At 69.2% G+C, this 21,030-nt stretch carries 14 protein-coding genes; 4 read left to right on the forward strand and 10 right to left on the reverse strand.

Going from position 1 to position 21,030, the window contains the following annotated elements:
• Window positions 1-44: 44 nt before the first annotated feature.
• From rpoB to G6N45_RS26965, 9 genes are all read right to left on the reverse strand, one after another.
• On the reverse strand, window positions 45-3,542 hold the full coding sequence (gene rpoB / locus G6N45_RS26925; protein ID WP_163727181.1) for a DNA-directed RNA polymerase subunit beta: 3,498 nt from the start codon (window positions 3,540-3,542) through the stop codon (window positions 45-47).
• Between the two features lie 522 nt (window positions 3,543-4,064).
• Window positions 4,065-5,129, reverse strand: coding sequence for an ABC transporter ATP-binding protein (locus G6N45_RS26930; RefSeq protein WP_163727183.1), 1,065 nt, complete (start codon window positions 5,127-5,129; stop codon window positions 4,065-4,067).
• A 229-nt stretch (window positions 5,130-5,358) separates the two neighbouring features.
• Window positions 5,359-5,748 (reverse strand): 50S ribosomal protein L7/L12, encoded by a 390-nt coding sequence (gene rplL, locus G6N45_RS26935; protein ID WP_057151172.1) that lies wholly within the window; start codon window positions 5,746-5,748, stop codon window positions 5,359-5,361.
• A 58-nt stretch (window positions 5,749-5,806) separates the two neighbouring features.
• Window positions 5,807-6,334: a 50S ribosomal protein L10 gene (rplJ, locus tag G6N45_RS26940; protein WP_057151173.1), complete on the reverse strand. Its 528-nt coding sequence runs from the start codon at window positions 6,332-6,334 to the stop codon at window positions 5,807-5,809.
• 211 nt (window positions 6,335-6,545) lie between these two features.
• A complete protein-coding gene (locus G6N45_RS26945) occupies window positions 6,546-7,454 on the reverse strand; it encodes an ROK family protein (RefSeq protein WP_163727187.1) in 909 nt (302 codons plus the stop codon).
• Window positions 7,454-7,999 carry a DUF7158 domain-containing protein gene (locus tag G6N45_RS26950; RefSeq protein ID WP_163727190.1) on the reverse strand — a complete coding sequence of 182 codons (546 nt, stop codon included), beginning with the start codon at window positions 7,997-7,999 and terminating at the stop codon, window positions 7,454-7,456. The genes G6N45_RS26945 and G6N45_RS26950 overlap by 1 nt, the downstream gene beginning before the upstream one ends.
• Entirely contained in the window at window positions 7,996-12,120 is a 4,125-nt protein-coding gene (locus G6N45_RS26955) for a glycoside hydrolase family 38 N-terminal domain-containing protein (protein WP_163727193.1), read from the reverse strand. The genes G6N45_RS26950 and G6N45_RS26955 overlap by 4 nt, the downstream gene beginning before the upstream one ends.
• A 59-nt stretch (window positions 12,121-12,179) precedes the next feature.
• Window positions 12,180-13,715 (reverse strand): histidine ammonia-lyase, encoded by a 1,536-nt coding sequence (gene hutH / locus G6N45_RS26960; protein ID WP_163727196.1) that lies wholly within the window; start codon window positions 13,713-13,715, stop codon window positions 12,180-12,182.
• 49 nt (window positions 13,716-13,764) lie between these two features.
• The gene (locus tag G6N45_RS26965) at window positions 13,765-14,580 is read right to left on the reverse strand and encodes an IclR family transcriptional regulator (RefSeq protein ID WP_163727199.1); all 816 of its coding nucleotides are present in this window, start codon (window positions 14,578-14,580) and stop codon (window positions 13,765-13,767) included.
• Window positions 14,581-14,666: 86 nt separating this feature from the next.
• On the opposite strand from G6N45_RS26965, the gene hutU reads away from it, so the two are divergent.
• The 4 genes from hutU to hutI are packed head-to-tail and all read left to right on the forward strand — an operon-like array spanning window position 14,667 to window position 20,054.
• Window positions 14,667-16,334, forward strand: a complete 1,668-nt coding sequence (gene hutU / locus G6N45_RS26970) for a urocanate hydratase (protein ID WP_163727204.1) — start codon at window positions 14,667-14,669, stop codon at window positions 16,332-16,334.
• Window positions 16,331-17,560: an allantoate amidohydrolase gene (locus G6N45_RS26975; protein WP_163727206.1), complete on the forward strand. Its 1,230-nt coding sequence runs from the start codon at window positions 16,331-16,333 to the stop codon at window positions 17,558-17,560. Before hutU ends, G6N45_RS26975 begins: the two co-directional genes overlap by 4 nt.
• Window positions 17,557-18,891 (forward strand): formimidoylglutamate deiminase, encoded by a 1,335-nt coding sequence (locus G6N45_RS26980; protein ID WP_163727209.1) that lies wholly within the window; start codon window positions 17,557-17,559, stop codon window positions 18,889-18,891. The genes G6N45_RS26975 and G6N45_RS26980 overlap by 4 nt, the downstream gene beginning before the upstream one ends.
• A complete protein-coding gene (gene hutI / locus G6N45_RS26985; RefSeq protein ID WP_163727212.1) occupies window positions 18,888-20,054 on the forward strand; it encodes an imidazolonepropionase in 1,167 nt (388 codons plus the stop codon). Before G6N45_RS26980 ends, hutI begins: the two co-directional genes overlap by 4 nt.
• On the opposite strand, the gene G6N45_RS26990 is transcribed toward hutI, so the two are convergent.
• Window positions 20,051-21,001 carry a helix-turn-helix transcriptional regulator gene (locus G6N45_RS26990; RefSeq protein ID WP_163727215.1) on the reverse strand — a complete coding sequence of 317 codons (951 nt, stop codon included), beginning with the start codon at window positions 20,999-21,001 and terminating at the stop codon, window positions 20,051-20,053. The genes hutI and G6N45_RS26990 overlap by 4 nt on opposite strands.
• Window positions 21,002-21,030 lie beyond the last annotated feature (29 nt).

Raw genomic sequence — 21,030 nt, forward strand, 5'->3', positions numbered from 1 at the left:
CCTTTCGGGACTAGAAACTTGAAACAGGCCGGTGGACGAGGTTTCTAGGCAAGATCCTCGACGGACGCGGATTCGTTGCGCGACAAGTTGATTCCCAGGTTCGCAGCAGCGCGCTCCAGGTCCTCGTCGTCGCCGTCGCGCATCTCGATCGCGGCGCCGTCGGACGACAGCACCTCGACGTTGAGGCACAGCGACTGCAGCTCCTTGAGAAGCACCTTGAACGACTCCGGGATGCCCGGCTCGGGGATGTTCTCGCCCTTGACGATCGCCTCGTAGACCTTGACGCGCCCGACGGTGTCGTCGGACTTGATCGTCAAGAGCTCCTGCAGCGTGTACGCCGCGCCGTAGGCCTGCATGGCCCAGCACTCCATCTCACCGAAACGCTGACCGCCGAACTGCGCCTTACCGCCCAGCGGCTGCTGGGTGATCATCGAGTACGGACCGGTCGAGCGGGCGTGGATCTTGTCGTCGACCAGGTGGTGCAGCTTCAGGATGTACATGTAGCCGACCGTCACCGGGTACGGGAACGGCTCACCACTGCGTCCGTCGAACAACTGGGACTTGCCCTCCGCGTTCACCATGACGTCACCGTCGCGGTTCGGCAGCGTCGAGCCGAGCAGACCCTCCAGCTCGCCCTCGCGGGCACCGTCGAACACCGGGGTGGCGACGATGCTGTCGGCCGGAGCCGACTTCAGGTCCTCCGGCAAGCTGGCCGCCCACTCCGGGCTGCCCTCGATGTTCCAGCCGGCCTTGGCGACCCACCCGAGGTGGGTTTCCAGGATCTGGCCGATGTTCATACGACGGGGCACACCGTGGGTGTTCAGGATGATGTCCACCGGCGTGCCGTCGGGCATGAACGGCATGTCCTCGACGGGCAGGATCTTCCCGATGACGCCCTTGTTGCCGTGGCGTCCGGCGAGCTTGTCGCCGTCGGAGATCTTGCGCTTCTGGGCCACGTAGACGCGGACCAGCTCGTTGACGCCGGCGGGCAGCTCGTCGTCGTCCTCGCGGGAGAACACCCGGATGCCGATGACCTTGCCGGACTCACCGTGCGGCACCTTGAGCGACGTGTCGCGGACCTCGCGGGCCTTCTCGCCGAAGATGGCACGCAGCAGACGCTCCTCCGGGGTCAGCTCGGTCTCGCCCTTCGGGGTGACCTTGCCGACCAGGATGTCGCCGTCGCGGACCTCGGCGCCGATACGGATGATGCCGCGCTCGTCGAGATCGGCCAGCACCTCATCGGAGACGTTCGGGATGTCCCGGGTGATCTCCTCGGCGCCCAGCTTGGTGTCGCGGGCATCGATCTCGTGCTCCTCGATGTGGATCGAGGTCAGCACGTCCTCTTCGACCAGGCGGTTGGAGAGGATGATCGCGTCCTCGTAGTTGTGCCCCTCCCACGGCATGACGGCGACGAGCAGGTTCTTGCCCAGCGCCATCTCGCCGTTCTCGGTGCACGGACCATCCGCGAGAACCTGCCCGGACTCCACCCTTTGCCCGGCGTCCACGATCGGACGCTGGTTGGCGCACGTGCCGTGGTTGGACCGCGCGAACTTGCGCATCCGGTAGGTGTGCCGGGTGCCGTCGTCGGCCATCACGGTGATGTAGTCGGCGGACACCTCCTCGATGACGCCGGCCTTGTCGGCGACGACGACGTCACCGGCGTCGATCGCGGCGCGCAGCTCCATTCCGGTGCCCACCAGCGGTGCCTCGCTGCGCACCAGCGGAACCGCCTGGCGCTGCATGTTGGCACCCATCAGGGCGCGGTTGGCGTCGTCGTGCTCGAGGAACGGGATCATCGCCGTCGCGACCGACACCATCTGGCGCGGCGAGACGTCCATGTAGTCGACCTCGGAGGCCGAGACGAACTCGACCTCGCCGCCCTTGCGTCGGACCAGCACGCGGTCCTCCACGAAGCGCTCGTCACCGTCGAGCGGCGAGTTGGCCTGTGCCACGACGTGGCGGTCCTCCTCGTCGGCGGTCAGGTAGTCGATCTGGTCGCTGACCCTGCCGTCGATGACCTTGCGGTACGGCGTCTCGATGAAGCCGAACGGGTTCACCCGCGCATACACCGACAGGGAGCCGATCAGGCCGATGTTCGGGCCTTCCGGCGTCTCGATCGGGCACATGCGGCCGTAGTGGCTGGAGTGCACGTCGCGGACCTCGAGTCCGGCGCGCTCACGGGACAGACCGCCGGGGCCCAGCGCCGAGAGGCGGCGCTTGTGGGTCAGACCCGACAGCGGGTTGTTCTGGTCCATGAACTGCGACAGCTGGCTGGTGCCGAAGAACTCCTTGATCGCCGCCACGACGGGACGGATGTTGATCAGGGTCTGCGGCGTGATCGCCTCGACGTCCTGCGTTGTCATGCGCTCACGCACGACACGCTCCATGCGCGACAGGCCGACCCGGATCTGGTTCTGGATCAGCTCGCCGACGGTGCGCAGGCGACGGTTGCCGAAGTGGTCGATGTCGTCCACCTCGACCGGCACCTCGACACCGCCGGGCACCGTCATCGAGGTCTGGCCGTCGTGCAGGCGGACCAGGTACTCGATGGTCGCGACGACGTCCTCTTCGGTCAGCGTCGACGTGGTGATCGGCTGGCCGGCGTTGAGGCCCAGCTTCTTGTTGACCTTGTACCGGCCCACGCGGGCCAGGTCGTAGCGCTTCTCCTTGAAGAACAGGTTCTCCAGCAGAGTCTGCGCGGACTCCTTGGTGGGGGGCTCGCCCGGGCGCAGCTTGCGGTAGATGTCCAGCAGCGCCTCGTCGGTGCCCGCCGTGTTGTCCTTCTCCAGCGTGCCCATCATGATCTCGGAGAAGCCGAAGCGCTCCACGATCTGATCGTTGGTCCAGCCGAGCGCCTTGAGCAGCACGGTGACCGGCTGACGGCGCTTGCGGTCGATGCGCACACCCACCGTGTCGCGCTTGTCGACGTCGAACTCCAGCCACGCGCCGCGGCCGGGGATCACCTTGACGCTGTGCAGCGTCTTCTCGGTGGACTTGTCGATGGTCTCGTCGAAGTACACGCCCGGCGAGCGGACCAGCTGGCTCACCACGACACGCTCGGTGCCGTTGATGATGAACGTGCCCTTCTCGGTCATCATCGGGAAGTCACCCATGAAGACCGTCTGGCTCTTGATCTCACCGGTGTTGTTGTTGATGAACTCGGCCGTGACGAACAGCGGTGCCGCGTACGTCATGTCCTTGTCCTTGCACTCGTCGACGGGTGCCTTCACCTCGTCGAAGCGCGGATCGGAGAAGGACAGCGACATCGAGCCCGAGAAGTCCTCGATCGGCGAGAGCTCTTCGAGCACTTCCTGCAGACCACCCTTGGGGTCCACATCGCCGCGGTCGACGGCGCGCTGGAACCAGCTCTCCGCGCCGATGAGCCACTCGAACGATTCGGTTTGGACGTCGAGAAGCCCGGGAACCTCGAGAGGCTCACGGAGTTTTGCGAAAGAAATCCTGTTTGGTGCTCCGGGAACGGAGTTGTTGGTGGCTACTGACTCGATCTGGCGGGACCCTGCCAAGATGCATCCTTCCAGCACCTCATGCGACCGTGGTTGCCGGTGGACACCGGACCGTCGTGCCGCGATTCTGCGTCGGTTCGGCTGGCTTCACGAGCCTCCCGGACGCACGGCACGCGTCTAGATCTCTGAGCAGGGCTCAGGCTAGAACCACGTGGTGGGTGCGGCGTGGAAAACCGAGATGGGCAGGATGCAGCCAGCGCAACGTCCAACAATAGCGCAGGACGGCAAATTCCTCAACATCCAGCGACAGACCACATGCCACGAAGGCGGGTCCGCTGGCTGGCGTCCTCATCCCGTGCAAACATGCTGGCCAATAGATTGGCCCGGTTTCGCCCTTCCGTCAAGAGATAACGCGGTGTTTGGTCACAGAACATCTGAAGAAATGTGAAAGAGGATGTGATCAGACGGCGAAGCGTGTGCGCGCGGCGGGCCGCTACGTCACAGGCGCACGGATGTATCCGTCAAACCTGATGTTGATTGCTGTAGATGCGCGCGACGACGCACCACGGCACAGTGGAAGCCCGGTGGCCCGGGCGGGTGTCAGCGGTCGCCGGCGACGGGGATGCGCCCGGTGGGCGCGTCATCCTCGGCCCGCTCGCGGTCGTAGTCGCGTACGGAGTGCTGGTTCGAGCCCTCGAGGTCGGCGCGGATGGCTTCCTGCGCGGCCGGCGGCAGCGTGTGCATGATCTCGCGCACGCGGGCCTGGCGGCGACCGACGGCCTTACGCTCGGGCATCCCCGGGGTGGCCATGACCTGCGGCGGCACACCCTCGATCTCCTCCGTGCCACCATCGTGGTGACCGGCGTCGACCATGGCCTGCTCTTCGGCCATCGTCGACTCGTCCTTCTCCTCGGACATGCCGATCGGGCCGATGCGTCGACCGTTGAGGAACTGCTTGACCACCGGCTCGTCGCTGGTCAGCAGCACCTCGCGCGGACCGAACATCACCAGGTGCTTACGGAACAGCATGCCCATGTTGTCGGGCACCGTGCGGGCGATGTTGATGTTGTGCGTGACGATCAGGATCGTGCAGTCGATCTGGGCGTTGATGTCGATCAGCAGCTGCGACAGATACGCGGTACGCACCGGGTCCAGACCCGAGTCGGGCTCGTCGCAGAGAATGATCTGCGGGTCCAGCACCAGCGACCGGGCCAGCCCCGCGCGCTTGCGCATACCGCCGGAGATCTCACCGGGGAACTTGTCCTCATCCCCGCCCAGACCCACCAGGTCCAGCTTCTCCATCACGATCTGGCGGATCTCGGATTCCTTCTTCTTCGTGTGCTCACGAAGCGGGAACGCGGTGTTGTCGTACAGGCTCATCGAGCCGAACAGCGCGCCGTCCTGGAACATCACACCGAACAGCGTGCGGATCTCGTAGAGCTCCTTGGCCGAGCACTCGATGATGTTGGTGCCGTCGACGATGATCTTGCCCCGCTCCGGGCGCAGCAGTCCGATCAGCGACTTCAGGAACACCGACTTACCGGTACCCGACGGGCCGAGCAGCACACTGACCTCACCGGCAGGCAGGTCGAACGTGACGTCTTCCCAGATTCGCTGTGAGCCGAAGGACTTGGTCAATCCCTCAACCTGAATGCCAATGCCCACGCGAATTCCTCTCGCCAGTCCCAGACATGCTCGCCACAGGCTTCCCGCCTGTGGCTTGAGTCACTGTAACCTACCCGGTCACGCCGTAACACTCGGTCGGTGAAGCTGCCAGGACCCCTCTCCGGCACACCGGGCCCATAACGTAGCGCGGGGCTGGTCTGTTTGCCAGACCAGCCCCGCGGCTGACGTCGCCGTCACTGCGTTCCGGGTGCCGGAACGCCAACGGGAACTACTTGACGGTGACCGACGCGCCCGCGGCCTCGAGCTTGGCCTTGGCGTCGTCGGCGGCCTCCTTGGTGACCTTCTCGAGCAGCGGCTTGGGGGCGCTGTCGACCAGATCCTTGGCCTCCTTGAGGCCCAGGCCGGACACGATCTCGCGGACGACCTTGATGACGCCGATCTTCTTCTCGCCGGCGCCCTCGAGGATGACGTCGAACTCCGACTGCTCCTCGGCGGCCTCGGCGGGGGCACCGGCGGCGGGGCCGGCAGCGGCGACGGCGACCGGCGCCGCGGCGGTGACCTCGAAGGTCTCCTCGAACTTCTTGACGAACTCCGACAGCTCGAGCAGCGTCAGCTCCTTGAATGCCTCGAGCAGGTCGTCGGTGGAAAGCTTGGCCATGATGGTCCTTCCTTTGTTACTTCTGAGCTAGTGGGTGGTGAACTACGTGCGGAAGCCGCTACTGCGCTTCCTCAGCGGCCTTCTTCTCTTGCAGCGCGGCGGCCAGACGTGCGACCTGCGACGCCGGAGCGTTGAACAGACCGGCGGCCTTGGCCAGATTCGCCTTCATCGCGCCGGCCATCTTGGCCAGCAGCACCTCGCGCGACTCGAGGTCCGCGATGCGGTTGACCTCGTCGACGGACAGCGCGCGGCCGTCCATGTAGCCGCCCTTGATGACCAGCGCCTTGTTGTCCTTGGCGAAGGTCTTGATCGCCTTGGCGGCGTCGACGGCCTCGCCCTTGACGAACGCGATCGCGGTGGGCCCGACGAACAGCTCGTCGAGGCCTTCGATGCCCGCCTCCGCCGCGGCACGCTTGACCAGCGTGTTCTTGGCGACGGAGTAGGTGGCGGAATCACCGAGCGAACGGCGCAGGTCCTTGAGGTTGGCGACGGTCAGCCCGCGGTACTCGGTGACGAGCGTCGCCGAAGCCTCCTTGAACTGCTCGGCGATGTCGGCAACCGCGGTGGCCTTGTCAGCCTTGGCCATGCATGCCTCCTCGTGGTTGATTACGGTCGTTTCACCTCGACCGACCCGGGAAAGCACAACGCCCCGACGCAGACAGGTCGGGGCGCACACGTAGACGTACTAGCCTCGTCCTCCTGCGTAGGCCGCCGGGTATGACCCGGACCTTCGACCAATTTCTTGGTGACCGACGGTCTTCGGTGGAACCGAGCCAGGATAGCCTGCCGCCGCTCGATCAGCCAAAACGGCCGAGAGCGGCAGCGCCCACCAGCCCGGCGTCGCCGCCGAGCTGCGCAGGCACCACGGTGAGACCGGCCAGGAAATCCAGCCCGGCGTAGGTGCGCAGCGCCGCGCGCAGCGGGTCGAACAACAATGCGCCGGACTTCGCGACGCCGCCGCCGACGACGACCAGGTCCAGGTCGCACACCGCGGCCACCGACGCGATCATTCGGGCCAGGGCGTCCGCACCGCGCTCGAAGGCCTGCAGCGCCACCGGGTCCCCGCGAAGCGCGTCATCGGCGAGTTCCTTCGCACCGGCCTGCGGCGGCGGCTGCCATCCGTGGTCGCGGGCCCACCGGGCCAGGTGCGGTCCGGACGCCACCGTTTCGGCGCAGCCGCGCCCGCCACAGGTGCACGGCGCGCCGCCGGGGTCGACGACGACGTGCCCGACGTGACCCGCGTTGCCGGTGCGCCCGTGGTACGGCGTGCCGTCGAGCACCAGGCCGCCGCCGATGCCGGTGGACACCACCATGCCCAGCAGGAAGCGGGCGTCGCGGCCGGCGCCGCGCCACCACTCCCCCATCGCCATGCACAGGCCGTCGCCGCCCAGCCGGACCGGCAGTCCTGTCACCTCGGCCACTCGCGCGACGACGGGGAAACCGCGCCACTGCGGGATGTTGATGGGGCTGACGGTGCCGGCAGGCACGTCGATGGGCCCCGCGGATCCGACGCCGACGGCGGTCACGTCGGCGCCGCCGGTGGCGCGGACATCGGCGAGCAGCGCGGCGACCGCAGCCCACACGGTTTCGGCGTCACCGAGCGGGGTGGGGCGCTGCTCGTGGTGCGTGAGGGTGCCGTCGCCGTCGACGAGTCCCGCGGCGATCTTCGTTCCGCCGATGTCGAGGGCCAGGATCAGGGCGGCCATCAGTGGGTGTGGGTGTTGTCGGGCTGGCGGGGATCGCCGGGATGTTCGTAGCCGGGGGCGAGCCGCACGAGTTCGGCGCAGCGGGCGTCCAGCCAGCGACGGTAGGCGCGCCGTCGGGCCGACGCGCACAGATGTTCGGCGACAGCACTTTCCGGCATGCGGTCGGGGTGGCGGGCGTGGTAGTCGGCCACCTCGTCGACGTCGACCACCACACCCGCCGTGATGCGGGCGAACACCGCGCGCCCGACCGGGTCGGCGAGCGTGGCCGCGGCGACGCTGCCGACCTCCATGTGGGCCAGTGTGTCGGGCAGCAGTTCGGCGTGCGGTGGCGCCTCGGCGCCGCGCAGTGTCGCGGCCTCGCGGGCGACCACCCGTTCGGTCACCAGCACCTGGGTGAGCCAGCGCCGCAGCTGCCGTGCTTCACGGGTGCCCGGCCGGGGCAGCGCGTGCTCGGGCGCGCGGGCGCGCACCGCCTGTTCGCGGGCGTCCACCTCGACGATCGTGACCGGCTCGCCGGCGACGGTCGCCGCCACCCCCGCCCTCACCGCGTCACCTCGACCGACACCGCAGGGGTGTAGACCAGTTCGCCGGCGCAGGACACCCGGATCAGGGCCCACCAGCGCCCGGGCGGCGTCCACCGCGGCGGCGTCACGTCGAACCGGAGGTCCACCGAGCTGCGTGCCGGAAGCACGTCACCGATGATGTTGGGCGCCAACCAGTCCCAGGTCTCCCAGGGAGATATCACGTGCGCCTCGACGGCGAGGTCCGCGTGCGCGTCGGTGGCGACTGTCACCCGTAACGACGCGGTCCCGCCAGGCGCCAGCGTCACGGGCGCCGGCTCTGCCGCGATGCGCAACACCCGGTCGTCGTGACGACCCAGCGACACCAGACACACGTCCTCGACGGTCTGGTGCCAGGCCGCCGGGATCGCTGCGCCCGTGGCCGCCAGTTCGGCGCGCACGGGGTACCAGCCGGGCACCGCGGCTGCGGGGACCTCCACGTCGAGGACGGACTCGAGGTGCTCGCCGGGCGGCAGCACGAAGGGCAGCTCGGCCACGCCGAGTGTCCACTCCGGCGGCGTGACGATGCGCACCCTGCCGTGCAGCGCGGCGTCGGTCGCGTCGCTGGCGACGGTCAGCCGCAGTGACACCGGTCCGGCGTGCTCGAGCGCGAGACGGTGGGGATGCAGGTGGGCGACCGCGGGCAGCCCGCCCAGGGGTGCCGGTCCACGGTTGTGCAACCAGTAGCGACTGTAGAGCGGTTGAGCCGGTTCGGCGTCGGGCCCGAGCGGTTCACCGGCCGCGTCGAGCACCCTGGGCAGGTTCAATGAGGTTCGCAGCGTGGCGATTTCGTAGCCACCCAACTGCAGCGGATCGGTCGACGCCTCGAGGGGTTCTTCCACCAGGTCGAGGCGCTCCGACGCCGACACGGCGCGCAGCCCCGATTGCAGCGTGACCTGCGCGCTGCGGCCCAGCGTCTCGATCAACCGAATCGCGATGTCGTCGGTCGGTCCGACCCGTCGGGCACTGCCCTGCGCGGTGGGATTGCCCGCCCTCTTGATCGCGCCCACCGCGACGGCCCCGGCGGGGTGTACCTCGAGCAGCGATCCCCACGCGGGCAGGCCTCCGCTGCGCGGATCGTGGTGTGCGCGGACGGCGATCAGTTCGTTGTTGAATTCCGCGCTGCGCGCGGGCATCCCGAGATCGCGCCAGTCGCCGGCACCGGCGAGGACGGCGTAGTCGAAGGTGTGTGTCCAGTGCTGCAGCCCGAAGGCGGACCCGTCGGGCGCGGTGCGGCGTGGCGGGTCTATCCAGGTGCCCGACGGCCAGCCCGTGCAGGAGCGCATCAGCGACAGGTGCAGCGTGCCGTCGGTGTCGACGGCGAAGCCCGGCATGCCGCGGTTCACGACGGCCACGGTGTGGGAGGCGCACTCCTCCGCCACGTCCTGGTCGACGCCGATCTCGCCGTCGGCCAGGTCGGCGGCGAGCGCGGCGACCGCGGCCGCGGTGTCACCGTCGGCGCCCACCACCAGGACCGGGAGCGCTCGTGGCGCCCGCAGGTCGGCGCCGGGCACCCAGACGTCGCGCAGCGGTGCCGACGCGGGCACCCACACCCGGGGCGAGGCTGCGGGGACATCGAGAACCGTTGCGGTGAATGCGTTGTCGCCGATGCTGATCCGAACGTCGGGCAGGTTGGAGTCGACGGACAGATCGCCGTACCGGGGCGCGTCGGCGCTGCTGCAGGTCGCGGTCACCCCGGCCCTGCCGAGCGCGGCCATCAGCTCGCGGACCGCGGCGAGGAGCGGCGTGTCGGCGGCGGGCGGGATCACCACCTCGGCGACCGCGATCGCGCGCGCCGAGGTGCCGCGGAACCGGATCCGCGCGGTCGAGGAAAGGCCGAACCAGCCGTGGGCGGGGTTGTCGAGCGTGTGCGGGTGCACGGCCGTGTCGACCGACTCCGTCGAGCCCGGTTCGTGCAGAAGCGCGAAACCGCGCCCGATCACGGCGTTGCCCACCTCGCTGACCGGCATGGCGCCGGGAACCGGACACGGCCACCGCAGCCGCAGCAGCCGGTCCTCGCCGGTGAAGTCGTCGACGGTGGTGCGGCAGTCCAGCCGGTCGACGCCGTGCCACAGCGTGAGCGTCTGGGTGTAGCGCAGCACCCCGGTGATCTCCCCGGTGACGACCAGACGCTCCCCGATGTCGCTGCGGTACCTGGTCACCGTCGCCGGCGACTGCGCCGATGTGACGACCGGCCCTCGGGGCAGCAGGTGCCATGGCCCCTCCCCGGCGGTCGGGTGCGCGGAATACTCTTCGTAGACGGCGAGTTCGTTGCCGACCCGGTCTGCGGCGAGCAGTTCGCGACCGCAGGCCACCAGTGAGCTGACGCCCCCGCCGCGCGACGCGTCCACCGCGAGAGCGATGGTGCCGTTGGTGATGATATTGCCCGGCAATGCTTTCCAGGCCGTCGCTGCGTCACCCGACTCCAGCCGGTAGGACCGCCAGCCCAGCGAGGGGACGTCGCGCGCCAACCAGGTCAGCGAGTGGCCGCCGTGCTCGGCCACCACGGCCACCGGCGTGCCGTCGTCTTCGACGACGCGGCCGTGCCACGGCTGATCCAGGTGTACGGTGACCACGTCGGAACGGTTGTGCGCCAATGGGTTCCACACCACCACTGAGGCGTCGACGGCGTTGGAGAGCAGCGTGAGCGCGCGGTCGGCGATCCCGCGGCCGAGCTGCCACGCATCACGCCACCCGGTGAGCAGGTCCAGGTACACCTGGTCGGACTCCGAGCCGGTGATCGCGTCGTGGTGCGCGCCGTAGGCCAACTGCACCCAGGCCTTCGCGAGCGCCGCCTCCGGGTAGACGGCGCCGGTCAGTGCACCGGCGAACACCGCGAACCGCTCGGCGGCCAGGACGGCGTTCTCGGCGGCGCGGTTGGCCTGCTTGGTGTCGATGTAGGAGACGTCCTTTCCGGTGTAGATCGGGTTCATGTCGCGGGTCTGCGGCGAGGCCGCCACGCCCCGCGTCGCCGCGTCGGCGCGCACCGCGGCGAAGAACTCCCCGGGCACCGCGCACACGAACCGCGGCCAGGTGTAGCGGGCGTTCCAGTCGCGGTGGATGTCGGTGACCCACTTGTTGGGCGGGGTGTAATCGGTGCCGACGGGCAGCAGCACGTTGCGCGTCAGCGCGACCTTCTTCAGCTGGGTGAACAGCTCGTAGGTGGCCTCCTCGGCCTCGGCCAGCGTCGGGGCGGAGTCCATCCACCAGCCCGCCGCGTAGTGGGCGGGCATGTAGTGGGTGAGAAGCCCGCGGCCCGAGGGCGCCATCCACTCGAATTCGCTGGCGAACTGCATGCGTTCGGGATCGCCACCGTCGGCCATCGGTCCCCACTGGTGGTGCGGCCCGCGGGCCCATGAGCTCGACGTGAGGCCGGCGTCGGCGGCCATGCCCGGGAATTGCGGATCGTGGCCGAAGACGTCGAGCTGCCAGGCGGTCGCCGGCGACGCTCCCAGCACGTCACGCTGAAACCCGATGCCGGCCACGAAGTTCCGGATCGCCGTCTCCGGCCCGGTGAGGTTGGTGTTGGGCTCGTTGTAGGTGCCGCCCATGATCTCGACGCGGCCTTCGGCGAGGAACCTGCGCAGGTCGGCCCGCTCCTCGGGGTGTGTGTCCCAGAACGGTTTGAGGTAGTCGACCTCGGCCAGCACGAACTTGTACACCGGCTCCTGCCGGGCCATCTCGAGGTGCGCGCGGACGAGGTCGAAGCCGTTGGTCTGCCGGCACCGGCCGGGCGGATCCTCGGTCCACAGACTGGTGTAGGCGGCCTGAGTGTTCCACCACACCGGGTCGTAGTGGAAGTGGCTGACCATGAACATCGTCCAGCCCGGCTCGGCGACGACGAAGTCGAATTCGAGCGCGCTCTCACCGACGGTCGCGCGAGCCCGTCGGACGTGCCCGGCCTCCCGATCGGCGACCCGCACCGGAACCTCGATCGAACCGTCCCCCGGTTCGGTGGTCACCAGCCCCGGCGTGGTCAGCCCGGGTCCGTCCACCCGTACGGGACCCCTCGAGGTACTACCGCAGTAAGAGACCCGGACCAGCTGCAGTGCGTCGTCGGGCGGGCCGGAGAAAAGTTCCGTCGACTCCGCGGAAGTGACGTGCACAGGGCCACCCTACGGGCGCCGGTGCGACGATCGACGGGTTCCGCGCGATACGGAGGCACCTAGCGCAAGGGGCCGACGACGCGTTCGGCCGCGGCTGTCACCGCGCCGGTCTGCACCAAATCTGTGACGGCCGCGAGCTCCGGCGCCAGATAACGGTCCGGGCCCGGACCGGCGACGTGCTCGCGCACCAGCTCGATCACGGCGCCCGTGGCGGGGGACGGGGTGAGCGGGCTGCGCATGTCGATGCCTCGGGCAGCAGTGAAGACCTCGACGGCAAGCACGCGACCGAGTCCGTCGATCGCCCGTCGCAGCTTGCGCGCCGCGGACCAGCCCATCGACACGTGATCTTCCTGCATCGCCGAGGAGGGGATCGAGTCGGCGCTCGCCGGGACCGCCAACCGCTTGAGCTCTGACACCATCCCTGCCTGCGTGTACTGGGCGATCATGTGGCCACTGTCCACGCCGGGGTCGTGGGCCAGGAACGCGTTGAGTCCGTGGTTGCGGGCCACGTCCAGGAACCGGTCGGTGCGGCGCTCGCTGATACCCGCCAGATCAGCGACGGCGATGGCCAGGAAGTCGAGCACGTAGCCCACCGGCGCCCCGTGGAAGTTGCCGTTGGACTCGACGCGGCCGTCCAGGGTGACGACGGGATTGTCGATGACACTGGCCAATTCGCGCTCTGCGACGACTCGGGCGTGCGCGGCGGTGTCACGGCCCGCCCCGGCCACCTGCGGGGAGCAGCGCAGCGAATAGGCATCCTGGACCCGGGTGCAGTCAGGGGTCCGGTGGCTGGCGACGATCTTCGAATCAGCCAACAGTGCACGGATGTTCGCGGCGGACGCGACCTGTCCCGGATGGGGGCGCAGACGCTGCAGGTCCTCGGCGAAAACCCGGTCGGTGCCCAGCAGACCCTCGACGCTCATCGCCGCGGCGACGTCGGCGACCCGGAACAGGTTGTCCAGATCGGCGAGGGCGAGCACCAACTGACCGAGCATGCCGTCGGTACCGTTGATGAGCGCCAGTCCCTCTTTCTCGGCGAAGGTGACAGGCTGCAGACCGAGTGCGCCCAGAGCGTCCGCGGCTTCGTGCAGCGCGCCGTCACGGGTGCGCACGTGCCCCTCCCCCATGATGGCGAGCGCGACGTGCGCCAGTGGTGCGAGATCGCCCGAGCAACCCAGACTTCCGTACTCGTACACCACGGGGGTCAGCCCCGCCGACAGGAGGTTGGCGTAGGCCTCGGCCGTTTCTCGGCGCACTCCGGTGCGTCCGCTGGCAAGCGTCGACAAGCGCAACAGCATCATCGCGCGCACGACCTCGCGTTCCACCTCGGCGCCCGAGCCCGCGGCGTGCGAGCGAATGAGACTGCGCTGCAAGGCGGTACGCATGTCGAGCGGTATGTGTCGGGTGGCGAGCGCCCCGAATCCGGTCGACACCCCGTAGACCGGTGTCGGATCGGCGGCGAGTGCCTCGATGTGGCGGCGGCTCTCGTCGATCACCGTGACCGCATCGTCGGCGAGCGCGACGGGCGCGTCGGCCCGGGCGACCGCGACGACGTCGTCGAAGCTGACGGGGCCGATACCGACGGTGACTGTCATCTCGCAAATTTAGAGGCTGCGCAACGGCCTCCGGCCCGGCGCCGGCGACTTAGTGTCTCGGATCTGAGACACTGCTCGTCTCGAACCAGCCGTCGGGTCCGTGGCCCGACAATGCCGTGGTCAGCTCAAATGCGGCGGTGCGGACCGCACGCACCAGGTCCCCGTGGGATGCACGCGGGTGATCCTGGCGCCAGGTCACGCTGATGGCGGCGCAGGGCCGGCCCGAGTGGTCGAACGCGCAGGCCGCCACCGACTGCAGACCGGCGGTGACGAGTCCGATCTCCTCGGACCAACGTCGACGGCGCTCCGCGGCGAGGACCCGCCGGAGGTCGGGGAGCGTCGCCGGTCCCTGCCCTGTGCGGTTGACGAACCCACGGGCGGACGGGAAGAGGGCCCGCACCTGGGCGGCGGGCAGGTGCGCCAGGATCGAGCGGCCGTTGGCCGTCAGATGCGCCGGCAGCCGGACGCCGACATCGGTGACGAGCGTGACCGGGATCCTGGACACAGCGGGCTGTTCCTTGAGCAGGTAGAGGCTCTCGGCGCCGTGTAGCACGCCCAGGTGTGCGGTCTCCCCGACCTGGGCGACCAGGCGCCGCAACACCGGCCGGGCCAGCATCTCCAGCGGCTCATGCCGCAGGTAGGCCGAGCCGATCTCGAAGGCCGCCATGCCGAGTCCGTACGTGCGTCGGTCCGGGAAATGCACGACGAACCCGCGCGCGAGGAGCACGTCGAGCAGGTGGTAGGTCGACGATCGCGGAATCTTCAGGTCGCGGGATACCGCCACGCCCGACACCGGGCCCGGCTTACCGGCGAGGTACAGCAGCACGTCCAGCGCTCGGCCGACTGCCGGTGAAGTACTCGACATCGCTGGACCCTCCAGGTCTCGGATACGAGACACTAGCCGCTGAAATGGTATGGAGCAATAGCCTGCGGTCGGCTGTGCTGGTACCCATGACCACGACCTCTTCGGCCCGCCTGGTACGCGCCCCGCGCGGCAGTGAAATCAGTTGCAAAGGTTGGCAACAGGAAGCCGCGCTGCGGATGCTGATGAACAACCTCGATCCGGAGGTAGCTGAGCACCCCGACGAGCTGGTGGTGTACGGCGGCACCGGCCGAGCGGCCCGCAGCTGGGAGGCGTTCGATGCGATCGTCGCCACGCTGCGCACGCTCGAGGACGACGAGACCATGCTGGTGCAGTCCGGCAAGCCCGTCGGTGTGTTCCGCACGCACGAGTGGTCACCTCGTGTCTTGATCGCGAACTCGAATCTCGTTGGTGATTGGGCGAACTGGGAGAAGTTCCGTGAGCTCGAGGCGGCCGGCCTGACGATGTACGGCCAGATGACCGCGGGGTCCTGGATCTACATTGGTACCCAGGGCATCCTGCAGGGCACGTACGAGACGTTCGGGGCCGTGGCCCGCAAGCGCTTCGACGGCACACTGGCCGGCACCATCACACTGACTGCGGGTCTCGGCGGCATGGGCGGCGCACAGCCGCTGGCGGTCACCATGAACGACGGTGTCGCCATCTGCGTGGACTGCGATCCCAGCCGCATCGAGCGTCGCATCGAACATCGTTACCTGGACACCAGCGCCGAGTCGATCGACGAGGCCCTGCGGCTGGCGGTCGAGGCCAGAGATGCGAAGCGTCCGTTGTCGATCGGACTCCTCGGTAACGCCGCCGAGGTGTTCCCCGAGCTGTTGGATCGCGGCGCCCCCATCGACATCGTCACCGACCAGACCTCGGCGCACGACCCACTGTCCTACCTGCCGATCGGCGTTGCGTTCGACGACATGAAGAAGCTGGCAGACAAGGATGCGGCGTACTTCACCGAGCAGGCGCAGGTCTCGATGGCCAAGCACGTGGCCGCCATGGTCGGCTTCCAGGACAACGGCGCCGAGGTTTTCGACTACGGCAACTCGATTCGCGACGAGGCACGCAAGGCCGGGTACGACCGGGCCTTCGATTTCCCCGGGTTCGTGCCCGCCTACATCCGCCCCCAGTTCGAGGAGGGCCTCGGCCCGTTCCGCTGGGCAGCCCTGTCCGGCGACCCGAAGGACATCGAGGTCACCGACCGCGCCGTGATGGACCTGTTCCCGGACAACGAGCACCTGCACCGCTGGCTGCGCATGGCCGGCGAGAAGGTGGCCTACCAGGGCCTGCCGGCCCGCATCTGCTGGCTCGGCTACGGCGAACGGCACCTCGCGGGGCTCAAGTTCAACGAGTTGGTGGCGTCGGGGGCGGTGTCGGCACCCATCGTGATCGGCCGTGACCACCTCGACTCCGGATCGGTGGCGTCCCCCTACCGCGAGACCGAGGCCATGCTCGACGGCTCCGACGCCATCGCCGACTGGCCGCTGCTCAACGCGCTGGTGAACACCGCGTCCGGGGCCTCCTGGGTGTCGATCCACCACGGTGGCGGGGTCGGCATGGGTCGGTCGATCCATGCCGGTCAGGTGTGCGTCGCCGACGGATCGGCGCTCGCGGGCCGAAAGCTCGAGCGCGTGCTGACGAACGACCCCGGCATGGGCGTCATCCGCCACGTCGATGCCGGCTACGAGCACGCCATTCACGTCGCGGCCGAGCGCGGTGTGCGAATCCCGATGCGAGACAACCGATGACCTCGACGTCCTTCGATGGGCTGTGGGACTCGATCCTCGACGTGGGGCGCGATCCCGCCGGCGGCTACCGCAGGTTCGCCTGGACACATGCAGACCTGTCCCTGCGCGAGTGGTTCGCAGGCGAAGCTCGACGACGCGGCATGACCGTGGACGAGGACCGCAACGGCAACGTCTGGGCATGGTGGATGCCGCAGGGCTGGACCGGCGACCCGGTGGGTGCCTTCGTCACCGGATCACACCTGGATTCCGTTCCCGGTGGTGGTGCCTTCGACGGTCCCTTGGGAATCGTGTCGGCGTTCGCGGCGATCGATCTGCTCGTCGCACGCGGGGTGGACCCGCGAATCCCGGTGGCGGTCGTCGCGTTCTCCGATGAGGAGGGCGGACGATTCGGCGTGGCCTGCGTCGGCTCGCAGCTGTCCACCGGTGCCGTCACGCCCGAACGCGCACTCAATCTACGCGACGCCGACGGCACCACACTTGCCGACGCGCTGCGGGCGGCCGGCCGCAATCCCCACCACGTCGGTATCGACCCTGACCTCGTCTTGCGCGTCGGGGTCTACGTCGAATTGCACGTCGAGCAGGGCCGAGCACTTGATCTGGTGAATCGACCCGTCGCGGTCGCCTCGGCGATCTGGCCACACGGACGCTGGCGGTTCAGGTTCTGCGGGGAGGGCAACCACGCGGGCACCACCCGGCTGCTCGACCGGCGCGATCCGATGCTGACGTTCGCCTCGACGGTGCACGCCGCCCGCGGTCAGGCCATCAGCCACGAGGCGGTCGCCACGTTCGGCAAGCTGGCCGTGACGCCGAACGGCGCCAACGCGATCCCGTCGCAGCTCGAGGCCTGGCTCGACGCACGCGCCGCGGACGAGGACACGCTGGCGGCGATGGTCGAGGCGATCACGGCCGACGCCGAGGGATTCGCCCTCGAAGACTCGGTCTCGCTGCATGTTGCCGCCGAATCCGTCAGCCCTGCAGTGGTTTTCCCCGATCAGCCGCGGACCCGCATCATGCGCGCGCTCTCTTCGCTGGGAACCATCCCCGTACTCCCCACGGCCGCCGGGCACGATGCCGGGGTGCTGTCGGCGAAGGTACCCACCGCAATGCTGTTCGTGCGCAACCCGACCGGCGTTTCACACTCTCCGGACGAGTACGCAGAGATGGCTGACTGCAGAGTCGGTGCCCGAGCATTGGCCGACGTGATGGCCGATTGGGTGGCCGGATGAGCCCGACCTGGTGGTGTGAACACGCGTGGGTCGACGGCCGTGTCGTCGACGGTGCGCTGGTCACGGCGAGCAACGGCGTGATCGTCGCGATAGAGCCGGATCAACCTCCTGCCGGGAAACGGCTGCACGGCTTGGTGATTCCGGGGCTGGCCAACGCTCACTCCCATGCCTTTCACCGCGCGCTGCGAACCCACACCCAGCGTGGCGGCGGCTCCTTCTGGACGTGGCGCGATGCGATGTACCGGATCGCCGAGCGGCTCACCCCGCAGAACTATCTGGAGCTGGCTGCAGCGGTGTACGCCGAGATGGCACTGGCAGGCATCACCGCGGTCGGCGAATTCCACTACCTTCACCACGGTCCCGACGGTGTGCCGTACACCGATGCCAACGAGATGGGCCACGCGCTGGTGGCCGCGGCGGCCGCGGCGGGGATCCGGCTCACGCTGCTCGACGCGTGCTATCTGAGCGCCGGTCCTTCCGGTCAACCGCTCGACGGCCCACAGGTGCGGTTCGGCGACGGTGATGCCGACCGGTGGGCACAGCGAACAGACGCACTGCTGGTAGACACGAAGGGCGACGAGCACGTACTGATCGGTGCTGCAGTGCATTCCGTGCGCGCCGTGCCCGCCGATCAGCTCGAACGGGTGGCCTCCTGGGCCGATGCGCACTCTGCGCCGTTGCACGTGCACTCCAGCGAGCAGGTGGCCGAGGTCGAGCAGTGCCAGGCCGCGTATGGCTGCACCCCCACGGCACTGCTGGGCGAGCACGGTGCGCTCGGGCCGCGCACCACCGCCGTGCACGCGACACACCTGACCGATCAGGACATCGTCGACATGCATGCGAGCTCGACCGGAACGTGCTTCTGCCCGACCACGGAGCGTGATCTGGGTGATGGGATCGGCCCCGCTCCGGCACTGCTGGCCGGGCCAGGTCTGTTCAGCCTGGGCACCGACAGTCACGCGATGATCGACGTGCTCGAGGAAGCACGGGCCGTCGAACTCGACGAGAGACTCGCCGGTCGGCGCCGCGGCACGATCTCGGCCGCACGCCTGCTCGAGGCCGCGACGCGCTACGGCCATCAGGCGCTGGGCTGGGCGGACGCGGGGCGGCTCGAACCCGGCGCTCGAGCCGATCTGGTCGCCATCGACCTGGCTTCGGTGCGCACCGCAGGGGGAGGCGCCACCGCAGAGAACGTCGTGTTCGCTGCATCTGCCGCCGACGTCACGGACGTCATCGTCGACGGGCGTACCGTCGTCGCCGACCGGCACCACCGCGTCGAGGTCGGGCGCGCCCTGGACGACGTCATCGGACGGCTGTGGGAGAACACATGACAGTGCTCTACGACGATATCGGCGAACTCGTCACCAATGACCCGGCCGTCGGAGACGGTAGCCCTCTCGGGGTCCTCACCGACGCCGCCCTGTTGGTCGACGGCGATCGCATCGCGTGGGCGGGGCCGAAAAACGCTGCGCCCGCGGCGGATCGACGGGTCGACTGCCGAGGCGCGAGCGTGTTGCCCGGTTTCGTCGACAGCCACGCCCACCTGGTGTTCGCCGGCGACCGGTCGGCCGAGTTCGCAACAAGGATGAGCGGCGAGCCCTACGACGGCGGCGGCATCGCCACGACGGTGGCGGCCACCCGGGCCGCGCCCACCGAAGCGCTGGCCGCCAACGTGGCCAGGCTCGCCACCGAACTGCGCCGCAGCGGTGTGACGACGTTCGAGACGAAGAGTGGCTACGGCCTGACCACCGTCGACGAGCGGCGAAGTCTGGAGATCGGCCGCCGGTTCACCGCGGAGACGACGTTCCTCGGCGCGCACGTCGTGCCCCCCGACCACCGCGGCGACCGCGACGCCTATGTCCGGCTGGTCGCGGGCGACATGCTCGCGGCATGTCGGGAGCACGCTCGCTGGATCGACGTGTTCTGCGACCGTGGGGCTTTCGACGTCGACGAGGCCAGGTACATCCTGCAGGCCGGACTCGATGCGGATCTGACCCCCCGCTTGCACGCCGGCCAGCTCGCGCCTGGGGAGGGGATCCAGCTGGCGGTCGAACTCGGCGCGGCCTCGGTGGACCACTGCACCTACGCCACCGATGTCGACATCGCGGCGCTTGCGGCGGGCGGCACCGTCGCAACCCTTCTGCCGGGGGCTGAATTCTCCACGCGCGCAGACTGGCCCGATGCCCGCCGGTTTCTGGATGCCGGCGTCACCGTGGCGCTGGCCACCGACTGCAATCCCGGCAGCTCGTACACGACGAACATGGGCTTCTGCATCGCCGTGGCCGTGCGGGACATGGGCTTCACCCCCGCCGAGGCCGTCTGGTCCGCAACCGCGGGCGGCGCCAGAGCGCTGCGGCGCGACGACGTCGGCGCGCTTTCCACGGGGAGACGCGCGGATTTCATCCGGCTCGACGCTCCGTCCTACATCCACTTCGCCTACCGGCCCGGTGTTCCGATCATCGGCGACGTCGTCGTCGGCGGCGTCTCGATCTAGCGGGCGGCGCGGGCGATCCGCTCGGCCACGGTGCGCACCGCGTCGACGACTTCGGGCGGTTCCAGCACCTCGAAGTCGCAGCCGGGCATCGCCAGCCACGGCACCATCCGCTGCGGGTCGTCGGCCCCGGCGGTGAGGATGCAGGCGTCCGGTCCGTCCGGCTCGATGTGCACCGACGACGTCGGAAAGCATTGCGCCACAACATCGTGCGGTGCCGCATAGCGCACCCGTGCGACGTAGGGGTAGGGCGACGAGCTGATCGCCCGGCGCACGTAGGACGCGGCGTCGGGCGCCTCGCGCGGGGTGAACGTGGTGCCGTGCGCGCGCACGTCCGACATCCGGTCCAGCCGCAGGCTGCGCCAGTCCGACCGGTCCCGGTCGTAGCAGAGCAGATACCAGCGCCGGCCCGTCGTCACCAGGTGGTAGGGCTCGACGCGCCGGTGCGTGACGTTGCCGTGCAGGTCGACGTAGCCGGCGGTGACGTGCTCGTGGTCGCGGCCGGCCCGGGCGAGGGTCATCAGCACGTCGGGCTCGACGGGGGTCTCGGTGGGGGTGCCCAGTGTCACCGTCGTCTGGTGCACGGCTGCGACCTGCGAACGCAGCCGCGCGGGCATCACCTGGTCGAGTTTGGACAGAGCCCGCAGCGCCGACTCGCCCACTCCGGCGACGCTGCCGCCCGCCGCGACGCGCAGGCAGACCGCCATCGCGACCGCTTCGTCGGGGTCGAGAAGCAGCGGCGGCAGCGCGGCGCCGGCGCCGAGTCGGTATCCGCCGCCGACACCGGTGCTGGCGTGCACGGGATAGCCGAGCTCGCGCAGCCGGTCGACGTCACGGCGCACGCTGCGGGTGGTGACGCCGAGCCGCTCGGCCAGTTCCTCGCCGCTCCAGACGCGACGGGCCTGGAGCAGGCCGAGCAGTTGGAGGACCCGGCCGGTCGTTTCCGACATGCCGCCATCTTGCCCCACATTGAGGACAG

This window comes from Mycolicibacterium psychrotolerans (assembly GCF_010729305.1).
GTDB lineage: Bacteria > Actinomycetota > Actinomycetes > Mycobacteriales > Mycobacteriaceae > Mycobacterium > Mycobacterium psychrotolerans.

Coding starts and splice junctions, on each gene's coding strand:
- hutU (WP_163727204.1), top strand. CDS start 14,667: ATGACCACGACCTCTTCGGCCCGCCTGGTACGCGCCCCGCGCGGCAGT.
- rplJ (WP_057151173.1), bottom strand. CDS start 6,334: ATGGCCAAGGCTGACAAGGCCACCGCGGTTGCCGACATCGCCGAGCAG.
- G6N45_RS26990 (WP_163727215.1), bottom strand. CDS start 21,001: ATGTCGGAAACGACCGGCCGGGTCCTCCAACTGCTCGGCCTGCTCCAG.
- rplL (WP_057151172.1), bottom strand. CDS start 5,748: ATGGCCAAGCTTTCCACCGACGACCTGCTCGAGGCATTCAAGGAGCTG.
- hutI (WP_163727212.1), top strand. CDS start 18,888: ATGACAGTGCTCTACGACGATATCGGCGAACTCGTCACCAATGACCCG.
- G6N45_RS26980 (WP_163727209.1), top strand. CDS start 17,557: ATGAGCCCGACCTGGTGGTGTGAACACGCGTGGGTCGACGGCCGTGTC.
- G6N45_RS26965 (WP_163727199.1), bottom strand. CDS start 14,580: ATGTCGAGTACTTCACCGGCAGTCGGCCGAGCGCTGGACGTGCTGCTG.
- G6N45_RS26945 (WP_163727187.1), bottom strand. CDS start 7,454: ATGGCCGCCCTGATCCTGGCCCTCGACATCGGCGGAACGAAGATCGCC.
- G6N45_RS26975 (WP_163727206.1), top strand. CDS start 16,331: ATGACCTCGACGTCCTTCGATGGGCTGTGGGACTCGATCCTCGACGTG.
- hutH (WP_163727196.1), bottom strand. CDS start 13,715: ATGACAGTCACCGTCGGTATCGGCCCCGTCAGCTTCGACGACGTCGTC.